Source organism: Jatrophihabitans sp. YIM 134969, assembly GCF_054456675.1.
On the sequence record NZ_JBTJEQ010000001.1, the window covers coordinates 142,785 to 162,204 of the forward strand.

At 70.2% G+C, this 19,420-nt stretch carries 16 protein-coding genes; 9 read left to right on the forward strand and 7 right to left on the reverse strand.

The annotated features are described in order from the left end of the window. Position 1: 1 nt before the first annotated feature. The 5 genes from ACXR2U_RS00635 to ACXR2U_RS00655 are packed head-to-tail and all read left to right on the forward strand — an operon-like array spanning position 2 to position 4,787. Positions 2–1,789: an ABC transporter ATP-binding protein gene (locus tag ACXR2U_RS00635; RefSeq protein WP_458822969.1), complete on the forward strand. Its 1,788-nt coding sequence runs from the start codon at positions 2–4 to the stop codon at positions 1,787–1,789. Next, positions 1,789–3,033 (forward strand): ABC transporter ATP-binding protein, encoded by a 1,245-nt coding sequence (locus ACXR2U_RS00640; RefSeq protein ID WP_458822970.1) that lies wholly within the window; start codon positions 1,789–1,791, stop codon positions 3,031–3,033. The genes ACXR2U_RS00635 and ACXR2U_RS00640 overlap by 1 nt, the downstream gene beginning before the upstream one ends. Next, complete coding sequence (locus tag ACXR2U_RS00645) at positions 3,030–3,824, forward strand: hypothetical protein (RefSeq protein ID WP_458822971.1); 795 nt, start codon at positions 3,030–3,032, stop codon at positions 3,822–3,824. The genes ACXR2U_RS00640 and ACXR2U_RS00645 overlap by 4 nt, the downstream gene beginning before the upstream one ends. A 31-nt stretch (positions 3,825–3,855) precedes the next feature. Continuing rightward, entirely contained in the window at positions 3,856–4,380 is a 525-nt protein-coding gene (locus ACXR2U_RS00650; protein ID WP_458822972.1) for a TetR/AcrR family transcriptional regulator, read from the forward strand. A 44-nt stretch (positions 4,381–4,424) separates the two neighbouring features. After that, positions 4,425–4,787, forward strand: coding sequence for a hypothetical protein (locus ACXR2U_RS00655; RefSeq protein ID WP_458822973.1), 363 nt, complete (start codon positions 4,425–4,427; stop codon positions 4,785–4,787). Here ACXR2U_RS00655 and ACXR2U_RS00660 read toward each other — a convergent pair. After that, a complete protein-coding gene (locus ACXR2U_RS00660) occupies positions 4,703–5,581 on the reverse strand; it encodes a DUF817 domain-containing protein (protein ID WP_458822974.1) in 879 nt (292 codons plus the stop codon). The genes ACXR2U_RS00655 and ACXR2U_RS00660 overlap by 85 nt on opposite strands. A 101-nt stretch (positions 5,582–5,682) precedes the next feature. Between ACXR2U_RS00660 and ACXR2U_RS00665 the strand changes: the two genes are divergently transcribed. Further along, positions 5,683–7,770 carry a beta-galactosidase gene (locus ACXR2U_RS00665; protein WP_458822975.1) on the forward strand — a complete coding sequence of 696 codons (2,088 nt, stop codon included), beginning with the start codon at positions 5,683–5,685 and terminating at the stop codon, positions 7,768–7,770. Positions 7,771–7,772: 2 nt separating this feature from the next. Here the strand turns inward: ACXR2U_RS00665 and ACXR2U_RS00670 are convergent, their stop codons facing one another. The 5 genes from ACXR2U_RS00670 to gabT all read right to left on the reverse strand — a co-directional run bounded on the left by ACXR2U_RS00670 (position 7,773) and on the right by gabT (position 13,416). Beyond that, positions 7,773–8,063, reverse strand: a complete 291-nt coding sequence (locus ACXR2U_RS00670; protein WP_458822976.1) for a contact-dependent growth inhibition system immunity protein — start codon at positions 8,061–8,063, stop codon at positions 7,773–7,775. A 3-nt stretch (positions 8,064–8,066) separates the two neighbouring features. Further along, the gene (locus tag ACXR2U_RS00675) at positions 8,067–9,422 is read right to left on the reverse strand and encodes an RNase A-like domain-containing protein (RefSeq protein ID WP_458822977.1); all 1,356 of its coding nucleotides are present in this window, start codon (positions 9,420–9,422) and stop codon (positions 8,067–8,069) included. Between the two features lie 182 nt (positions 9,423–9,604). After that, a complete protein-coding gene (locus tag ACXR2U_RS00680) occupies positions 9,605–10,978 on the reverse strand; it encodes a serine/threonine-protein kinase (protein WP_458822978.1) in 1,374 nt (457 codons plus the stop codon). A gap of 109 nt (positions 10,979–11,087) precedes the next feature. Continuing rightward, positions 11,088–11,519 carry a very short patch repair endonuclease gene (locus ACXR2U_RS00685; protein WP_458822979.1) on the reverse strand — a complete coding sequence of 144 codons (432 nt, stop codon included), beginning with the start codon at positions 11,517–11,519 and terminating at the stop codon, positions 11,088–11,090. Positions 11,520–12,006: 487 nt separating this feature from the next. Next, complete coding sequence (gene gabT / locus ACXR2U_RS00690; RefSeq protein WP_458822980.1) at positions 12,007–13,416, reverse strand: 4-aminobutyrate--2-oxoglutarate transaminase; 1,410 nt, start codon at positions 13,414–13,416, stop codon at positions 12,007–12,009. A gap of 220 nt (positions 13,417–13,636) precedes the next feature. On the opposite strand from gabT, the gene ACXR2U_RS00695 reads away from it, so the two are divergent. From ACXR2U_RS00695 to ACXR2U_RS00705, 3 genes are all read left to right on the forward strand, one after another. Continuing rightward, positions 13,637–14,011 carry a hypothetical protein gene (locus ACXR2U_RS00695; protein ID WP_458822981.1) on the forward strand — a complete coding sequence of 125 codons (375 nt, stop codon included), beginning with the start codon at positions 13,637–13,639 and terminating at the stop codon, positions 14,009–14,011. A gap of 155 nt (positions 14,012–14,166) precedes the next feature. Continuing rightward, positions 14,167–15,462 carry an NAD(P)/FAD-dependent oxidoreductase gene (locus tag ACXR2U_RS00700; protein WP_458822982.1) on the forward strand — a complete coding sequence of 432 codons (1,296 nt, stop codon included), beginning with the start codon at positions 14,167–14,169 and terminating at the stop codon, positions 15,460–15,462. Positions 15,463–15,812: 350 nt separating this feature from the next. Continuing rightward, positions 15,813–17,267: an NAD-dependent succinate-semialdehyde dehydrogenase gene (locus tag ACXR2U_RS00705; RefSeq protein WP_458822983.1), complete on the forward strand. Its 1,455-nt coding sequence runs from the start codon at positions 15,813–15,815 to the stop codon at positions 17,265–17,267. Between the two features lie 269 nt (positions 17,268–17,536). Here the strand turns inward: ACXR2U_RS00705 and ACXR2U_RS00710 are convergent, their stop codons facing one another. Further along, positions 17,537–19,372 (reverse strand): chorismate-binding protein, encoded by a 1,836-nt coding sequence (locus ACXR2U_RS00710; protein WP_458822984.1) that lies wholly within the window; start codon positions 19,370–19,372, stop codon positions 17,537–17,539. Positions 19,373–19,420 lie beyond the last annotated feature (48 nt).

Here is a 19,420-nt window from a genome sequence, read left to right on the forward strand (position 1 = left end):
GATGACCAGCCACACCCTCGCGGCCCGGCCGAGCGTCTCCGCCGGTGCCGGTGCCAAGTCCGTCCTCAAGGTCCACCCCGGGCAGGTGGCGTTCTCCATCGTCCTGGCCCTGGTCGCCGCGGCCACCTCGTTGCTCAACCCGCTCGTGGTCCGCGACCTCGTCGCTGCACTGGGCAACGGTTCGTCGCTGGTGCTGCCGCTGATCCTGCTCGCCGTGCTCGTCCTCGGCGGGGCGGCCTGCTCGGCCTGGTCGTCGTTCCTGCTCGGGCGGGTGGGTGAGCAGGGGATCCGACGCTTGCGCACCGGCATCGCCGCGCACATCCTGCGCCTGCCGCTGACGACGATCCGCACCGCCGGCACCGGGGAACTCGTCGCCCGGGTCACCAACGACGCCGCGCAACTGCGGTCGGTCATCGACGTCGGCGTGACGACCCTGCCGGTCTCGGTCGTCGTCGTCGCCGTCTCCCTGGTCGTGATGGGCTTGCTGGACTGGGTGCTACTGCTCATCGTCATCGGCACGTTCGTCGTGGCCGGCGTGGCCATCGCCGTGTTCGTCCGCGGGGTCCGGCGCGGCGCCACCGGCCAGCAGGTCGCGGTGGGCCGGTTGGCCGCCACCCTCACCTCCGCCCTCGGGTCGGTCTCGACCATCAAGGCCTACCGCGCCGAGGACCGCGCCACCGACGCCGTCGACGCCGACGCGGGTGCCGCGGCCCTCGCCTCGATCTCGGCCGACCGGTCCCAGGCCTGCATCTCGCCGTTCATGGGGTTGGGTCAGCAGATCGCCATCATCGGCGTGATCGCCGGCAGTGGCGCACGGCTGGCCTCGGGGGCCCTGTCGGCGCCGAACTTCGTCGCGTTCCTCATGTACCTGTTCCAGCTCATCGCGCCGTTGACCGTGCTGGCCTCGGGGGTGGCCCGGGTACAGGTCGGGCTGTCGGCTCTGGGCCGAATCCGGCAGGTGCTGTCGCTGCCACGGGAGGACGCCGGGGCGGCCTCGGATCCGGCGACGCTCCGATCGTTGCACCCGGCACCGGTGCTGAGCCTGCGCGGTGTCGACGCGGCGTACGACGACCAGCAGGTCCTCGACGGGGTCGACCTCGACGTCGCCGCGCGCGGGATGACCGCGCTGGTCGGGCCTTCCGGCGCGGGCAAAACCACCGTGCTCGCGCTGGCCGAACGGTTCGTCGAGCCGACGGCCGGGAGTGTGCTGCTGCACGGGCACGACGTGACGGCCTGGCCGTTGGGTTCGGTGCGCCGCCGCATCGCCCTGGTGGACCAGCAGTGCACCCTGCTCGAGGACACCGTGCGGGCCAACCTCTGCCTCGGCCGGGAACGACGGGCCGACGACGGCGAGGTGTGGGCGGCACTCGACGACGTCGGCATGCGGGCGGTCGTCGAGCAGCTGCCCCTCGGCCTCGACACCGTGGTCGGCGGGGCGGTCGACCTCTCCGGCGGCCAACGGCAACGGCTGGCCCTGGCCCGGGCGCTGCTCTCTGACGCCGACCTGTTGCTGCTCGACGAACCCACCTCGCAGCTCGACGGCCTCAACGAACGTCGTCTGGTCGGCGTGCTCGAACGACTCGCGCGCGAACGGGCCGTGCTCGTGGTGGCCCACCGGCTCTCGACCGTGCGCGACGCCGACCACATCGTCGTCCTCGACGCCGGCCGGGCGGTCGGAGCGGGCGACCACACGTCGCTGCTGGCGAGCTGCCCCGCGTACACCGCGTTGGTCGAGGGTCAGGCCGACCGCGGGGCGGGCGGCGCGCACCGGTTGCGGGTGACCGGCTGATGCCGGCGCGGGTCGCGGTGCCGTGGGCGGCGGTGACGCCGGTGCTCGTGGTGCTCGGCCTCGCCCTGGTGTTCTGCCTGGTCGACCTGGCCCGGCGACCGGTCACCCGGAACCTGCCGCGGTGGATCTGGGTCGTGCTGTGCTTCGCGTTCTTGCCGTGGGGCATGGTCGGCTACCTGGTGTTCGGCCGCGGCGAACGACGTTCTGTTCCTACCGAGCCGTCGGCACCCACGGCTGCGGAACCCCTCCTCCCGCCGCCCCTGGCCACGTCGGCCGCCCCGGGCGCGCCCGCGGTGCGCACCCATGCACTGGTGTGCGAGTTCGCGGGCGGGGTCGGGGTGCACGGCGTCGACCTCGAGGTCCCGGCGCGCGGGGTGTACGGGCTGGTCGGCCCCAACGGCGCCGGCAAGAGCACGCTGCTGGCGATGGTCACCGGCCTGCGCCGGGCCGACTCCGGCCGGGTCGAACTGGGTGTCCCCCGTGAACGGATCAGCGTCTGCCCGGACGTGGCCGAGTTCGAACCGTGGCTGACGGCCACCGAGACGGTCGCGCTCTCCCGGCAGCTGGTGTGCGGCGACGGCGACGCTCCCCGCGCGGCGCGGATCGTGCGTGAGGTGTTGCACCGCACCGGCCTGGACGCCGCGGCCGGGCGGCGGGTGGGCACGTTCTCGCGGGGCATGACGCAACGGTTGGGCATCGCGGCCGCGATGGTCGTCGAGCCGGCGGTGCTGGTGGTCGACGAGCCGACCAGCGCGCTCGACCCGACCGGTCGCGCCGAGGTGCTGACGCTGCTCGCGGAGATCGGCACGTCGGCCGCGGTGGTCTTCAGCAGCCACATCCTCGCCGACGTCGAACGCATCGCACCCCGCGTCGGTGTGCTGGTCGACGGCCGGCTCCTCTACCAGGGACGCACCGACGAGTTGGTGGCCCGCCACGTCCGGCCGGTGTGGCGGGTGCGGGTGCACGGAGACGTCGACGTCCTCGCCGACCGGTTGCGGCGCGCGGCGTGGGTGACGTCGGTCGAGACCATCGGACCGGGGCACCTGCTGGTCGCGACCACCGACACCGACAGCGGCGGCCGCCAGCTGGCGCGCTCGGTCGCCGACAGCGGCCTGGCCGTGGTCGAGATCGCCGCGGTCGACGCCGACCTCGAGACCGCCTTCCGGGCGTTGACGTCGGCCCCGCCCGCACCTCCGGTTGCACTGAGCAACGGTCCGGCCGGTTCGACGAGGGAGATCGCATGACCGCGCTGGCCCCGCCTCGGCCGATGACGGTGTGGCGGGTGGAACGGCTGCGGTGGTGGCGCTCGCACCGGTGGGTGGCGGTGGGCGTGGCGTTCGTGGTGTGCGGCGTCGCGGGCCCGCTGCTCGCGCGGTACGCGGGCGACCTGTTCGCCGGCGCGGCCGGCCGTGGGGTCCAGGTCATCACCCCCACCCCCGTCCCCGCCGACGGCATCGCCGGATACGCCCGCAGCGCGTTGCAGATCGGCGCACTGGTCACGGTGATCGCCGCGGCGTCCGGCCTGTGTGTCGACGCGCGTCCGGCACTCGCGGTGTTCTACCGAACCCGCACCCGCCGGGCGGCCGACCTCGTGCTCCCCCGCGTCGTGACGGCCGGTGTCGCCGCCGTGCTCGGTTACGTCGTCGGCTTGGGGGTGGCCTGGTACGAGACCGTCGTCCTGATCGGTGCTCTTGATGCCGGCCGCACCCTGATCGGGACCGGTTGTGCCCTGCTGTACCTGCTGTTCCTGCTCGCAGTGACGGCCGTCGGCGCCGCCGCCGGGGCGGGTACGGCGGTCGCGGCGGGCGGCGGCGTGGTCGTTCTGCTCCTGCTCCCCGTCCTGGGCACGGTGTCGGCGCTGGCGCCGTGGCTCCCGAGCCGGCTCACCACCGCGACGGACGACGTGTTGCAAGGTGCATCGATCGGCGACCTCACCCGCAGTGTGGTGGTCACAGCCGCCGTCACGGCCGCACTGGTCGTGGTGGCGGTGCTGCTCTCCGGACGCCGTCAGCCGATTGAGAACGATCGTTCTTGACCGCTCGTTCCCATTGATCTACGGTGGACACATGGCACGGCAACGAGGGTTCGACGAGGCCGACGCGGTGGCCACGGCCGCCCGGTTGTTCACCGAGCGCGGCTACGAAGGAACGTCGATCGACGACCTCGTGACCGGTCTCGGCGTGCACCGCGGCTCGCTGTACCGGGTGTTCGGCAGCAAGCTCGCGCTGTTCCACCGGGCCCTGCGCACCCACGTCGAAGCCGAGTTGCTGCCGTGGATCGCGACCCTGCCGGGCTCCGAGCGCGGCCCACTGGTCGAGGGCGCGCGACCGGGCACCCCGGACGTCGACCTCGGCCTGTTGCTCGTCGCCGCGGTCGAACGCGCACCCACCGACCCCGTGGCCGCCGCCGAGGTCGACCGGGTGTTCACCGCCCTGACCGGTGCTCTGCACACGGACCCGCCGGCCGACGGCGCCGTCGCCGACGGTCTTGCCGCCGCCCTGGTCGGACTGCACCTTCGGTCACGGGCCGGCGCCCCGGGTGACGTCGTGGGGCGCGCGGCGGCGGCGCTGTCCGAACGCGTCGGGATCTGACCTGTTCCATCCGGCACCACCGAGTCGAAGTGAGGCACGAGGACATGGCGAAGGTGCGCATCGAAGGCACTGACCTGGTCGTCGAGGTCGAGGGCATGGACAAGCTCTGGGCGTTGAAGAGCACGCTCACCATCCCGCTGCGGCACGTCCGCGGCGCGACCCCCGACCCCGGCGTGACCCGCGAGTCGAAGGGCTTCCGCTCCCCCGGCGCGCACATCCCGCGCGTGGTCGCCGCCGGGACCTTCCGGCAGGACGGCGAGAAGGTGTTCTGGGACGTCCGCGACCCGCAGAAGGCCGTCGTCATCGCCTTGCGCGACGAGGACTACGCCCGCCTGGTCGTCGAGGTCGACGACCCCCGCGCCACAGCGGAACTCGTCGCGTCCGCCGTGGGTTCGTCGCGGGAGTAGAGCCGTCCCTCCTGGGCCTTGACGGTGGCGACCAGTACGAAGCTCATGGTCACGAGCATCGCCCACGCCCCGATCTTCGACGCGTGCACGACGTGCCACACGTCCTCCTGGTCGGGGTAGCGCCAGGCCCCCAGGTACGTGGCGATGTTCTCGGCCAGCCAGAGGAACACACCGATCAGGCCGAACGCCAGCACGAGCGGCATCGTGTAGCGGGCGTCGCCGACGGTGAACCGCACGCCGCACCGTCGCAGCGCCACGAGCGCTGCGACGGCGAGGGGCAGGCGGAGGTCGACGATCCAGTGGTGGGTGAAGAAGTTGGCGTAGATGCACACTGCAACGATCGTGGTGAGGACGGCCGGGTAGTGGGTCACCCGGAGCTCGAGGCGGCGCCACGACTGGCAGATGTAGGACCCCACCGCCGCGTACATGAAACCCGAGAACAGCGGGACGCCCGCCACCTTGGTCACGGCGTCGCCGGGGTACGACCACGACCCGACGTGCACCTTGAACAGCTCGAGCCCCAACCCGAGCAGGTGGAACCCGCACACCACGAGCACCTCGCGCCAGGTCTCGACCCGCGCCACCCACAACCCGAGCGCGACCACGACGCACCAGATCAGCAGGGCGTCGTACCGGGCGATCGGCAGCGGCACGAGGTACGCCGCGAGCAGCCCGGCGAACACCGCGACGGCGAACACGCACGACGCCGCCTGCTGCCACCCGAACCGCACCAGCTGGGTGGCGAGCCGGCTGGTGCCGCGGGCGAACGTCGTCGCCAGTGCCGGAGCCGTCACGGACGCTGACCCAACCCGAACCGCACTGAGACGCCCCGGGGTCCCGCTCAGGAGACTCCCACCGTCCGCCTGAACCGGCCGACCGCGCATACGCTGCGGCCGTGTCCCACCTCCCCGATCGCATCCGCTTCGGCGCGGCCTACTACCACGAGTACCAGCCGACCCCGCGGCTCGAGCGGGACCTCGACCTCATGGCGGCGGCGTCCTTCTCGGTCATCCGGGTCGGGGAATCGGTCTGGTCGACGTGGGAGCCGGACAACGGCGTCTTCGACCTCGAGTGGCTCGCGCCGGTGCTCGACGGCGCCCACGCCCGCGGCATCGACGTCGTCCTCGGCACCCCGACCTACGCCGCCCCGCCGTGGCTCGCCCGGCTGTACCCCGAGATCAACGTCGAGCGCTCGGCCGGCCACCGGATGGGCTGGGGTGCGCGGCAGGAGATCGACTACACCCACCCGGCGTTCCTCTTCCACGCCGAGCGGGTCAACCGCCGTATCCTCGCGCGGTACGCGGACCACCCGGCCGTGGTCGGGTTCCAGGTTGACAACGAGCCCGGCAACGAGATCATCGCCAACCCGCAGGTCTTCCAGCGCTTCGTCGACCACCTCCGCCACGAGTACGGCACGGTCGAGGCGCTCAACGAACGCTGGGGACTCACCTACTGGTCGCACCGGCTCGCCACCTGGGCCGACCTCTGGACGCCCGACGGCAACGCCCAGCCCCAGTACGAACTGGCGTGGCGACGGTTCCAGGCCGCGCTGACGACCGACTTCATCGGCTGGCAGGCCGACATCGTGCGGGAGTACGCGCGCGACCACCAGTTCGTCACCACCTGCATCGCCTACGAACGCCCCGCCGTCGACGACGTCGCGGTGTCCGAGCGCCTCGACGTCACCAGCGGCAACCTGTACTTCCGCATGCAGGACCACCTCTCGCTGCCGGACACCGCGGTGACGCCGCAGACGTGGTTCGGCACCGGCACCTGGGCACTGTTCGAGTCGGCCGACCGGATGTGGGCCTCGAAGCAGGCACCGTTCCTCGTCACCGAGACCGACGCGCAGAGCATCGTTTTCTCGTGGTCGTTCGAGACCGGGTACGACGGCCAGTGGCGGCAGGCCGCGTGGGCGATGGTCGCCCGCGGCGCGCGGATGATCGAGTACTGGCACTGGCACACGCTGCACTTCGGCGCCGAGACGTACTGGGGCGGCGTGCTCCCCCACAGCCTCGAGCCCGGCCGGGTGTACGAGCAGGTCGCAGCCCTGGGCCGCGACCTCGCCGCGGCCGGTGACGCGTTCGAGGGCGCCGTGCCCGACGCCGACGTCGCGTTGCTGTACTCGACCGAGACGTCGTGGATGTCGGCGAAGACGCCCTTCCTCGGTGACGGCGCCTCCGGGCCTGACCATCGGGCGTACCGCACCGTGGTCGACGCGTTCTACCGCGCCGCGTCCGACGCCGGCCTGCAGACCCGCATCGTCCACGCCGGCCAGCTGTTCGACCGCGACCCGGCCGCCGTCGCCGCCGAGACGCCGGTGCTCGTCGCCGCGGCCTACCTGCTCGCCACCGACGACGACCTCCGCTGGCTCGAGCGCTACGCCGCCGCGGGCGGTCACCTGGTGCTCGGCATCCGCACCGGCTACGAGGACAACCTCGCTCGGGCCCGGACGGAGCGCAAGCCCGCGTTCCTCGACGTCGCCGCCGGCGTGCACTACGACGAGTACAGCACGCTGTCGACATCGTTGCAGGTGACAACGGTTTCCTCCGAGCTCAGCCTTCCGGTCGACGCTGCGGCCACCGGCTGGGTCGACGGCCTGACCATCGACGACGCCACTCCGCTGGTCCGCTACGTCCACCCGCACTTCGGCCGCTGGCCCGCCGTGACCACCCGACTCCACGGCGACGGCCGGGTCACCTACGTCGGCACGGTGCCGAACCCCGATCTCGGCCGGGCGCTGCTGGAGTGGTTCGGCCGCGACCTCGACCGCACCTGGTCACGCCAGGCGCCGAGTCAGACGGTGCGCACCAGCACGACACCCACTGGCGGGCGGCTGGTCGTGGTGCACAACTGGTCGTTCGAACCCAGCACCTTCACGCTTCCCGCCGCCGCGGCCGACGTGCTCGGACCCGCTCGGTTCGAGGAGGACGACACTCTCGAGCTCGGGGCCTGGGACGTACGGGTGCTGCGAGTCGACTGACCTCAGGCGTCGAGGATTGTCAGCACATGTCCGAACCACTGCCGGTACGTCATACCGACTGTTTCCGGAAGGAAGTTCGATCGATACTGCTCGCCCCAAATTCGGTCCAGTTCTGCCTCGTCGGCGTCACCCGCGAGAAGTCCCTTGATTTGGTCTGCTGTCCTCTCGACAACAGAGCGTGGGTGATCGGACACGAATCTGCGAACGACCTCGTCAGGCGTGCCGTCAAGGTCGTAGTCCTGGTTGAAGTAGGCGCGGGCAAGCTTGGGAAGTCCCGGCTCTGACGAACTCATCTCTCATGGCTCCAGGAATGACGTGACGACGATGAACCCAGTAGGCGTTCGCCTCAGGAGAGAGAACACTCCTGACGGTGGCTCGTACGTGGCAGTGACCCTGTTGTACACGCGCCCTGTGACCCCGGCGGGTAACGGGGTGGTGATCTCCAACGTCTCCGGGTCGTCCGGCAGGCGTCCAGCGAGCCAGTCCTGGATCAGCTTCGCGTTGTCCGCAAGGTTGTCGCCGGTTGCCAACTCGGCCGTCGCGAGGTCGGGAAAGGTTGATGCAAAGCGCGTCGTCCTGTTCTCGAGGTACTCGTCGCTCTTGCCGACGTGCCGCTCGATCGTGTGACCACCGGCCAACTCCATCGCGGTCAGGTCGACATTCGGGACGTCGTCCTCGCTGAGGGCGGCGACGCTCGCGGCCGCCAGACTGAAGGCCGCCTTCGCCAGGGTGGTGACCAAGGCCTGCAGCTGCTTGATCAGAGCGCGGATCTGGCACAGCACGTTCAGCAGGCGGCCTGCGGCCTCGGAGATCAGCTCGGTGAGGGTGTCGAAGACGTCCTTCAGCGAGTTGACGAGCTTCTCGATCTTGTCCTTGAGGTCGTCGCCGGTGATCGCGGCGGCGAGGACGCCGTAGCCGGAGCAGGCGAGGTCGCCGACGTCGGAGACGAGGTCGGTGAGCTGGGCGTGGGCCTGCTCGAGGTGGCCGGCGAGCGTGGCGCAGGCCGTCCCGAGTTGCTCGAAGGCGGTGGCGAGGGAGCGGACCGCGAGTTGGATCTCGGTGCACCGGGCGACCGCGGTGGCGACCTCGGGCGACTGCTGAGCGGACAGGTCGCCGATCGGCGCCGACAGTCGGTCAGCGGCATCCTGCAACGATCCCGCGGCGGTCGCCCACCCGGCACCGACCTCGCGCAACCGGCCGGGGTCGCCACCGGGCCAGTCGAACGGGATCAGGGCGGAGAGGACCGTCCACACCAGCGGCGGCGACGACGATCCACCGGCCGCGGGCGGCGGTGCGGCCGGGATGACGCTGCCGGCCGACGGCACGGCGGGGGTGCCGCTGTAGACCGGCGCGCCCGGGACGGAGGCCTGCTCGGCCCCCTCGTGGTTCTGACCGCTGGTGACGAGCAGGATCCCGTACTCACCGAGCCGGTCGGCGAGGACCGCTCCGGCTTCGAGGGCCTGTCGCGCGCCCTGGTCGTACACGGTGGCCCAGGCCGTCGCGCTCGCGTCGGAGCCCGCCATCCCGCCGCCGGCACCGGCCGAGGTGGCGGCGGACGCCACGACGTCGCACACGGTGTCGTTGGCGGCCAGGAAGGTTCGGCCCGCCGTCACGAAGACGTCGCTGTCGAGATCGAGGACGGGTGCGGACACCGGTCACACCCGCCCCGTGCGCTCGACGTCTGCCGCCTGCGTCGCCATGCCTCGACCGTCCCAGACCGACGCGAGCACCGACAAGGACGGAACGCTTCTGTGGACGGCGATCCACAGAGGCAGTTCGGGGGTTGCGCGCCGCTCGGACAGCGGCTACGCCGCGGCGAGATCTGCGAGCGTCGTCAGGGCTTGCCGGGCTTGGTCTTCTCGGGCTTGCCGCCGCCCGGCCCCTTGCCGCCGCCCGGTCCGCCGCCGTTGCCCGGTCCGGCCGGCGTGGTGGGGGTCTCGGCCACGGTCGGGGTGCTGCTCGTCGGTGCCGCACTGGTGGTGGGTGCCGTGCTGGTGGCAGCCGTTGTCGAAGCGGGGGTCGTCGGGGCCGAGCTCGTCGCGCCCGTCGACGCGGTGGTCGCTGCCGGGGTACCACCCGAGGGCGCGGTGTCGTCCGGCGAGCCACCGAGGGCGACCGCGAGGACGACAGCCACGGCGGCGAGCCCGAGCGCGAGCAACCCCGCGAGGAGCAGACGGGAGTGTCGCCGCCGGTCATCACCCGCGCCGGTCAGCGGCACGATCTCGGTCGGCGTCGTCGGCACGGGTGGGACCGGCGCCCCGGGGAGACCCGCCCCGGGCAGGACGCGGGTCGAGCTCGGACCACGCTCCGCCGGGGACAGCACGCGGGTCGACGACGGATCGCGACCCGCCGCCGGCAGCACGGTGGTGGTGCCCGACGCCGGTCCGTCGACGACGTCGGTGCTCGCGGCCACGGCGGTGAGCACCTCCCGCACGCGGGCGGCGGTCGGGCGGGCCTCCGGCTCGGCCGCGGTCATCGCACGCAGCAACGGGGTCCAGGTTGGTCCGAGATCGTCGGGAACCGTCGGCGGGGCGGTCAGGCGGGCGACGGCGATCTCGATCGGCGTGCCTGACCACCCGGGTGAGCGGCCGAGGCTCTCGAGCAGGACCAGGCCGAGGGCGTAGACGTCGGCCGCCGGCGTGACGGGCTTGCCGGTCACCTGTTCCGGCGAGAGGTACGCCGCGGTGCCGATCGTGGTGCCGGTGCGGGTGAGCCGCTCGCCGCCGGTGTGCTGGGCGATACCGAAATCGGCGAGCTTCACCGTCGGCGCGTCGTCGTGCTGGCGGTTCGGCAGCAGCAGGTTGGCGGGCTTGACGTCGCGGTGGACGATGCCGCGACCGTGGATGTACGCCAGGCCCGCGGCGATCTGCGCGCCGAGCGCAGCCGCCTCGGACCGGTCGAGCGGACCGCGCCGCAACCGGTCGGCGAGGGTCTCGCCGTCGACGAGTTCCATCACGAGGAAGCTGCGGTCGCCGTCGGTCCCGGCGTCGTGCACAGTCACGAGCCCGGGGTGGTCGAGCGCGGCGAGCGTGTGCATCTCGCCGGCCGCGCGGCGGGCCTCGGCGTCGTCGTGGGACTCGAAGAGCTTCACCGCGACGCGGCGCCGCAGCACCTCGTCGTGGGCCTCCCAGACCTCGGCCATCCCGCCCCGACCGAGAGGACGGACGGCGCGGTACCGGCCGCCGATCGTCGTCCCCGTCGCAGTCACCGACCCATCGTGCCCACGAGGACCGCCGCCCTCCCCCGGACCAGCGGGTTGGGACGATGCCCACGGAGGCGTAACGAACGCACGTGGCTGCGCCGGGGGCCGTTCCCCGTCACCCGGACGTGGGCTGGGCACATCGCGGCGACCCGACGATCGCGGTCACCACCCGGACCACCTGGTCGAGCGGCTGGTGCTCCCACACCCGCACGACCACCCAGTCCCGCTGCCGCAGTTCGACGTCGTGCCGCCGGTCACGGTCGACGTTGGCCAGCAGCTTGGTCCGCCACCACGCCGCGTTCGCCGTGGGGAAGTGGCAGTGCAGCGGGCACACGTGCCAGAAGCAGCCGTCGACGAAGACGACCACCTTGCGCCGGGAGAACACGATGTCGCCGCGGCAGCGCAGACCGCGTTCGGGAACGACGTCCACCCGGAAGCGGTAGCCGAGTCCGTGCAGCTCGCGGCGGACCAGCAGCTCCGGCTTCGTGTCGCGGCGACCCTGGCGCTGCAACCGCTGGCCGACGGCGTCGCTCGACGGACGCGGCATCAGGACCCGGTCCGTGCCGACCGGCGCGCGGTGGAGCCGACGAGGGGACTTGAACCCCTAACCGCCCGATTACAAGATGCCCTCAGAGGGTCCGTGGACGTACGTAGGGCCCGTCTTTGCTGGAGTTCGTACGCCGGTGGTCGACCCCGTACGGTGACGTACTGAGACCAGGACTGAGACCGCGGAGACCAGCATCCGTTCCAACGCCTCGTCTTCAGCTCGAGGCACCGAATCGACTAAACCTTGATTCAGCAGGCCCCGCCGCAAGCCCGGAGGACCTGGGCGCACCCGTCGCCCCTCGACCGGACCAACGGGTCGTCACAGCGTGAACACGGGGCTCATCCCGTTGAGGTGACGCGTCGAGGTGGCAGGCGCGGAACACGTTCCTGCGGGCGCACTCGCCAGTCGGGCCTATCGAGCGTTGGGCGGGCACGCCGAGGCCGGCGGCTCGGGACCGCCCAAGGCAGCGATCCTTCGAGCCACCCCCTCAATCAGAGGCGGGCGCGTCCTCGGCCGCCGCCTCCGACTGAGGGGCCGGGGCCGAGGGGTGGTGCGAGGTCGCGGCCGCGAACGCCTTCTCGACCAAGTCCAGACCCTCGGTCAGCAGGTCCTCGCCGATGACCAGCGGGGGCAGAAAGCGCAGCACGTTGCCGTAGGTGCCGGCCGTCAGCACGATGGCACCCTCGCGGGCGCACGCCGTGGCGACGGCGGCGGTGAGCGCAGCGTTCGGGGTCTTGGCCACCGTGTCGGAGACCAGCTCGACCGCGATCATGGCGCCACGCCCGCGGATGTCACCAATGGCCGGGAACCGCTCCTGCATCGCCCGCAACCGGGTCAGCATGAGCTCCTCGATGCGACGGGCGGCCGCCGGCAGGTCCTCGGTCTCCATCGTGGCGATGGCGCCAAGCGCCGCGGCGCACGCGACCGGGTTGCCACTGTAGGTCCCGCCCAGCCCGCCGACGTGCACGCTGTCCATCAGCTCGGCCCGGCCGGTTACCGCCGCGAGCGGCAGTCCGCCGGCGATGCCCTTGGCCGTCGTGATCAGGTCGGGCTCAAGCCCCTCGAATTCGGAGGCGAACCAATCGCCCGTGCGGCAGAAGCCGGTCTGGATCTCGTCGGCGATGAACACGATGCCGTGCTCGTTGCACCACGCGGCGATCTTGGCGAGGAAGCCTGGAGCGGGGACGACGAAGCCGCCTTCGCCCTGGATCGGTTCGACGATGACGGCCGCGATCCGGTCCTCGCCGATCTGCGCGTGGATCTGGGCGACCGCGGTGTCGAACGCCTCCTGCGCGACCACGGCCGGGTCCGACGATCCCGGCCAGCGGTAGGGGTAGGCCATCGGTACCCGGTAGATCTCGCCGGCGAACGGGCCGAAGCCGTCCTTGTAGGGCATGTTCTTCGCGGTGAGGGCCATCGTGAGGTTGGTGCGGCCGTGGTAGGCGTGGTCGAAGGCCACCACGGCGTCACGGCCGGTGGCCCGTCTGGCGATCTTGATGGCGTTCTCGACCGCCTCGGCGCCGGAGTTGAACAGCGCCGACTTCTTCGCGAACGAGCCCGGGGTCAGGCGGGCGAGCGCCTCGCAGACCTCGACGTATCCCGAATACGGCGTGACGGTGAAACAGGTGTGGGTGAAGGCCCGCACTTGGTCGGTGACCGCCGCGACCACGGCCGGCGCGGCGTTGCCGACCGAAGTGACGGCGATGCCGGAACCGAGGTCGATGAACTGGTTGCCGTCGATGTCGACCACGATCCCGCCGCCGGCGGTCGCGGCGTAGACCGGCATCGCGCTGCCGACACCCGCAGCCACTGCCGCTTGTCGCCGACGATGCAACTCGACCGACCGCGGCCCGGGGACCGCCGACACCAACAACCGCTTCTGGACCACGTCGCTCATGCGCGCAGGCTAACCGGAGTACGCAGACACCGCCGCCTCGGCTCACCCGCTCGAACCGGCCTTGTCACTATCCGCAGAAAGGACGTAGCGATACTCCGTACCTGCACATAGGCGGTTGTGCACATCGCAACAAGACTGCCCCTTCTAGCGCCGGGACGTCACCGCCCAGTAGCACGTCGGCTAGCTGAAAGACACCTACCATCACCGTGAACGGGGACCGATGACCGACACCAACCCACACCAGCGAGGGACGCTCCGCAACGGAGCCTCGGGCGTCGTCGGTCTCACTGCGGCGGCCGCCGGAGGAGTGTCACCCGAGTACTCGGTCATCGTCGTCGGTTCGGTTGTCGCGGCTATCGCGGGCGGAGCAACACCCGCGGCATTTCCCATTTCAGGTATCGGCATCGTGGCCTTCGGCATTGTCATGGCCAGCCTCTCCCGACACGTCGCCGCAGCTGGCGGTCTCTACAGCTTCGCCCGCGTCGCCCTGGGCCGCGACGTTGGCTACCTGAGTGGCTGGTTCTACCTAGGCATCGCCCTCGTCGCCACGCCAGCCACATTCATCGCCGCCGCGTTGGTTCGTCTCCCCGCCTGACAGGCAAACGCACCGACCAACTCAGAGCACCTGGAGCCCTTGTGTCCAACCACCACGCAGCCGTCGCCCGACGCCGCAGCCCGTGGCTCTCGCACGCACTCGGACTCGAACACACAATCGCGTCCAGTTCGCTCCACGGCCGCACATCGGCAGACGTGTGCATCGTCGGCGGCGGCTACACCGGACTGTGGACGGCACTCGAACTGAAGATGCGCCGACCCGACCTTGACGTCTGCGTTGTCGAAGCGCAATTGTGCGGGAGCGGCGCCAGCGGAACCAACGCCGGGCTGTTGATGAACTTGTGGCCAAAGTTCGACTCCCTCCAAACCATAGCTGGCCGCGAAGGAGCGACCTGGTTAGCCCAGCAGTCAAGCGTCGCCGTCGAAGACATCGTCGACTTCTGTGCTGAGCACCAGATCAACGCAGACATCCAACGCGCCGGGTGGTTGTGGGCCTCCACCGCCCCCGCACAGGACGATGCATGGAAGTCGACAACGGAGCTCGTGGCCGAACTGCCGAACTCCCCGTTCCAACTTCTCAGTTCCGATGAAGCTCAAGCTCTCGGCGGTCCCGCCGTACGCGGAGGCGTCCTCGACCCCACATCCGCGACGCTGCAACCAGCGTTGTTAGCACGCGGTCTGCGACGGGTCGCAATGGACACGTTTAACGTGCGAATCTACGAGAACACCCCCATGCGAGCGATGGAACACCACGGTCGACGAACAACCGTGATGACACCCACCGGTCGAGTCGATGCGGGAGCCGTCGTCCTGGCAATCAACGCCTGGATGAGCGCCTACCCCGAAGTTCGGCGTAGCATGTTGACCAGCGCGAGCGACAACGCGATCACACGTCCACTGCCCGACGACCTGCTAGCAAGTACCGGCAGCACCGGCTTGGGCGTCGCCGACTCCACCCGAATGCTCAACTACTGGCGTACCACAGCCGACGGCCGAATGATGTTTGGCAAGGGCGGGGTCGGCCTTGGCTACCGACAGCGCGGCGCGTCATCCATGTTCGGGCAGGTCCCCCACGAAGAACTCATCCGGCGGGAGTTCAACAGACTGCTACCGGCGCTCGCCAACGAAGCATTCGTCGCAACCTGGCGAGCGCCAGTCGAATACACACTCACTTCCCTGCCCTACTTCCAAAAACTGGCCAACAATGACCGGGTGTGGTTCGGCACCGGGTACTCAGGGGACGGGGTCGGGCCAAGCCGCATGGGCGGACGAATTCTCGCCAGCCTAGTACTGGGTGAAGACGACCTGTGGTCGCGTTGTGCGTTGACCGCACCGCCCCGCGGACACCTACCGCCGGAACCGTTCCGCTACCTCGGCGGTCAACTCGTCAAGCAAGCCATCATGAGGAAAGAGAAACGCGAGAACTTGAACCGCCGACCCGGCCGCATGTCCGACGCCCTCAGCCGTCTCGACCCCACCACATGGGTGTAACCCCGACGGCAACCCAGGGCGACAGTGACCCCGCGTTGACAGATTGTGCCCAATGGCGCCCGTTGTCGCTTCAGCGCAACGGCACGCGGGCCGCGGCTGCCTAGCGTCTGGTCAACGGCCCGCCCACCAGCCAGGCAAGACATCGAGATTGAGCGACCAACGCGAACGCATACAACGCTTGCGTCGTCGGAGCCGGGTCAGGGAGGCGCACGCCTCAGCACCACGCCGGCAACGTCCCGTGCACTCACGCACATCCGAACGGCCCACCCCGCCCCACCAGGAACTACACCACCGTCCGGCCATCCGACTGTCCTGCCGCCGCAGCGACCCACCCTTCAAGGAAGCAAATCATGACCTCCCTTCCCGGCATCGACGTCGACGTCCCCACCGGTGTGCTCATCGGCGGGACCTGGGGCCCGGGTGGGGGTGGCACGTTCGACGTGCTGAACCCCTCGACCGGTGAGGTGCTGGTGGCGGTCGCCGACAGCGACACCGCGGACGCCGACCGCGCGGTGGAGGCCGCGACCGCGGCCGCGCCGGGCTGGGCCGCCACGGCACCCCGGGAGCGGTCGCTGGTGCTGCGGCGGGCGTTCGTGCTCATGCACGAGCACGCGGACGACCTCGCGCGGCTGATGAGCACCGAGATGGGCAAGTCGCTCACCGACGCCAAGGGCGAGGTCACCTACGCCGCCGAGTTCTTCCGCTGGTACAGCGAGGAGGCCGTGCGCATCGGTGGCGAGGCGCGGATGGCGCCCTCGGGCGCGAACCGGATCGTCACGTTCAAGAAGCCGGTCGGGGTGTCGCTGCTGCTCACGCCCTGGAACTTCCCGGCGGCCATGGCCACCCGCAAGCTCGGCCCGGCCCTGGCCGCGGGCTGCACCACCATCCTCAAGCCCGCGGAGGACACCCCGCTGACGGTGCTGCTGCTCGCGCAGCTGCTGGCCGAGGCCGGTGCGCCCGACGGTGTCGTCAACGTCCTGCCGGTCGCGAAGCCCGGCCCGCTCGTCGAGCACCTGCTGGCCGACCGCCGCGTGCGCAAGGTGTCGTTCACCGGCTCGACCGCCGTCGGCGCGCTGCTGCTCGGCCAGGCGGCCAGGAACATCACGTCGGCCTCGATGGAACTGGGTGGCAACGCCCCGTTCGTGGTCTGCGACGACGCCGACCTCGACGCCGCGGTCGACGGCGCCATGTTGGCCAAGATGCGCAACGGGGGCGAGGCCTGCACGGCCGCCAACCGTTTCCTGGTGCACCGGTCGGTCGCCGAGGAGTTCACCGGCAAGCTGGCCGAACGGATGGCCGCGTTGAAGGTGGGCCCGGGGATCGAGGAGGACACCCAGGTCGGGCCGATGATCTCGCCCAAAGCGGTTGCCGGGATTGCCGACAAGGTCGACCGCACGGTGGCCGCGGGCGCAACGGTGCTCGTGCGGGGCGAGGTGCCCGAGGGCGGCGGGTTCTTCTACCCGCCCACCGTGCTCGCCGACGTCCCGGCCGACTCCGCGGCGGCGACCGAGGAGGTCTTCGGCCCGGTGGTGGCCGTCATCCCGGTCGACTCCGACGAGCAGGCGGTCGCGCTCGCCAACGACACCGAGATGGGCCTGATCGGCTATGTCTACACCCGTGACCTCGCCCGCGGGTTGCGATTGTCCGAGGCGTTGGAGGTCGGCATGGTCGGGTTGAACCGCGGGCTGGTGTCCGACCCCTCGGCCCCGTTCGGGGGCGTGAAGCAGTCTGGGTTGGGCCGTGAGGGCGGGTTCGATGGCGTCGAGGAGTACCTGGAGACCATGTACGTTGCCACTGAGTGGTGAGACCGCAATCAGCACATGGTTCTAGACAAGCCCCCTGGCCTCAGCCTGCCGGTCCGTGCGCGTCGTGCAGTTGTCAGCGTCGCGGGTGACGGTAACGCTGCTACTCACCTGTCGCAGGCGGTCGCAACCCATGCCGCAATGCCTACGTCAAACCGACCTGCCTACGGTGGCAGGACCGGCAGGCCGGCGCGAACCGGATACAAGCCCACTGCCGTAGCGAGTCACGCGACGCCACCCTCACACGCTGACACGACGACCTTCCCCGACTCTCAGCGCCGCGCTCGCTCACCGACGACGCGAGCTGGTCTCCAACCGCGTAGGGAGCTGATGAGGGCTAGCTCGGACTCATGGGTCAAATCGGATGTGTGGATTGGGCGTTCGACGAGGACGCCCTCGTCGATGAGTCGCTGGCGTTCGACGCCGGGCAGACAACCCGATGCCAGGGGTGGGGTGCACCATTGCCGACCGAGACGCACCGCAACGTTCGCCCGGGTGGCCTCCAGGAGGTACCCGTTGACATCGACAAGTAGAACGTCAGCGGCGCTGGGGTGGCGGGCCGCGGCCGCCTCGTACACGTCGCGCCGGGTTGTCTTGTGGCGGGTCCAAACATCGGGCACCGTCACGTGGTTGTCCAACACCACGTCAAGGACCTGATTACCGTCAACGACGGTCAGGGCGGCATCTTCGATCACGACGCGGCCGGATCTAGCGAGCATGAGCCGCACCCGACGGGCTCCGTTCTGCTCGAAGGCACCAGCGACGAGTTCGAGTTCGTGGTGGATACGCTGGCGAGCGGCCGTGATGCCGAAGTGCCCCGCCGACGAAACGAGTCGGTCCAAATGACGGTCAAGGTTGCGGAGGCCATGTTCCGGCGTGAACCGCATCGTCTCCAACAGAGCCACACCGGCGGTGAGCGGCCGGTCGAGGATCGTGGCCTTGGTCATCACCTCGTCCCACTCCCCAGCCGGTTCTGAACTCCAAGTGATACCTCCACCCGAGCCAAAAACAGCCGCCCGCTCGAGCCGGTGCACGGCTACGGTCCGGATCGGGACCGAGAACCGTGCCCTAAACGTTGAACCCGGCGGAGCAACCACGCCGACCGCACCGCAGTACACCCCGCGCGGGGAGTCCTCCAGACCGGCGATGACGTTCATCGCCGCAACCTTGGGAGCCCCGGTCACGGATCCGCACGGGAACAACGCATCGAACACATCGAGCAATGTGGTTGACTCGTGAGGTTGCGCCACGATGGTCGACGTCAACTGCCACACAGTGGGGTATTGCTCGGCCTGCAACAGCGCCTTGACCTGCACAGAGCCAGGCTGGGCTAACCTTGAAAGATCGTTACGTAGCAAGTCGACGATCATGACGTTCTCGGCGCGTTCTTTCTCGCTGGTGAGCAGCCCGGCACGGACGCGTTCATCTTCAGCGTCGGTCACACCTCGCGGCGCAGTTCCCTTCATCGGACGCGCTGTGATGCCGGTGTCGTCCCAACGGAAGAACAGTTCTGGACTGGCACTGATCACGACGGGCCCGGAGCAGGGGTCGACCCCCGTGTCAGCAGGCAGGGTCGGAGCTGATCCAATGTCGAGATACGCGTTGTAGGCACCGCCTTGAGCCGCGGCGAGCTCGGAGTAGAAGTGCAGGAGGTCATGGATGTTGCGGCAACGAAAACGGGTAGTCAGGTTCACCTGATACACCACGCCTGCTTCGATGGCCGTACGGACTGCCTCGACTCGCTGCTCGAAAGAGCTGGCGTTCCAATCGGCCGTCCACTTGGTGGTCTCCGACGAAGCGGTCGCCTCGTTTCGGCCTATTGGCGCGATAGCTACTTCACGTGATGGCTCGGCGCCGAGCGCGAAGCGGACCAGCGGGGTGGAGTCAGCCTGGCGAGAGTGCACCCGCAGAGCCGAGTCGAACGCCGGAGCCGCCTCGTAAGTGACGTATCCCCAGCCCCACGCCCCCGCTTGGCTCGCCTGGTCGACTTCGGAGAGGACGTCGCGGACTTCGTCGAGGCTGTAGGCGCTGACTACGCGGTCCGGGACTCCGAACACCAGGGCCGTACCCGCCGCTACGTCGTCGAATCGTGCGCTGACGCTGTCCACCAGCGGATCCTACTGAGATGGTGCCGAACGGTCGGCTCGGAGCTGACA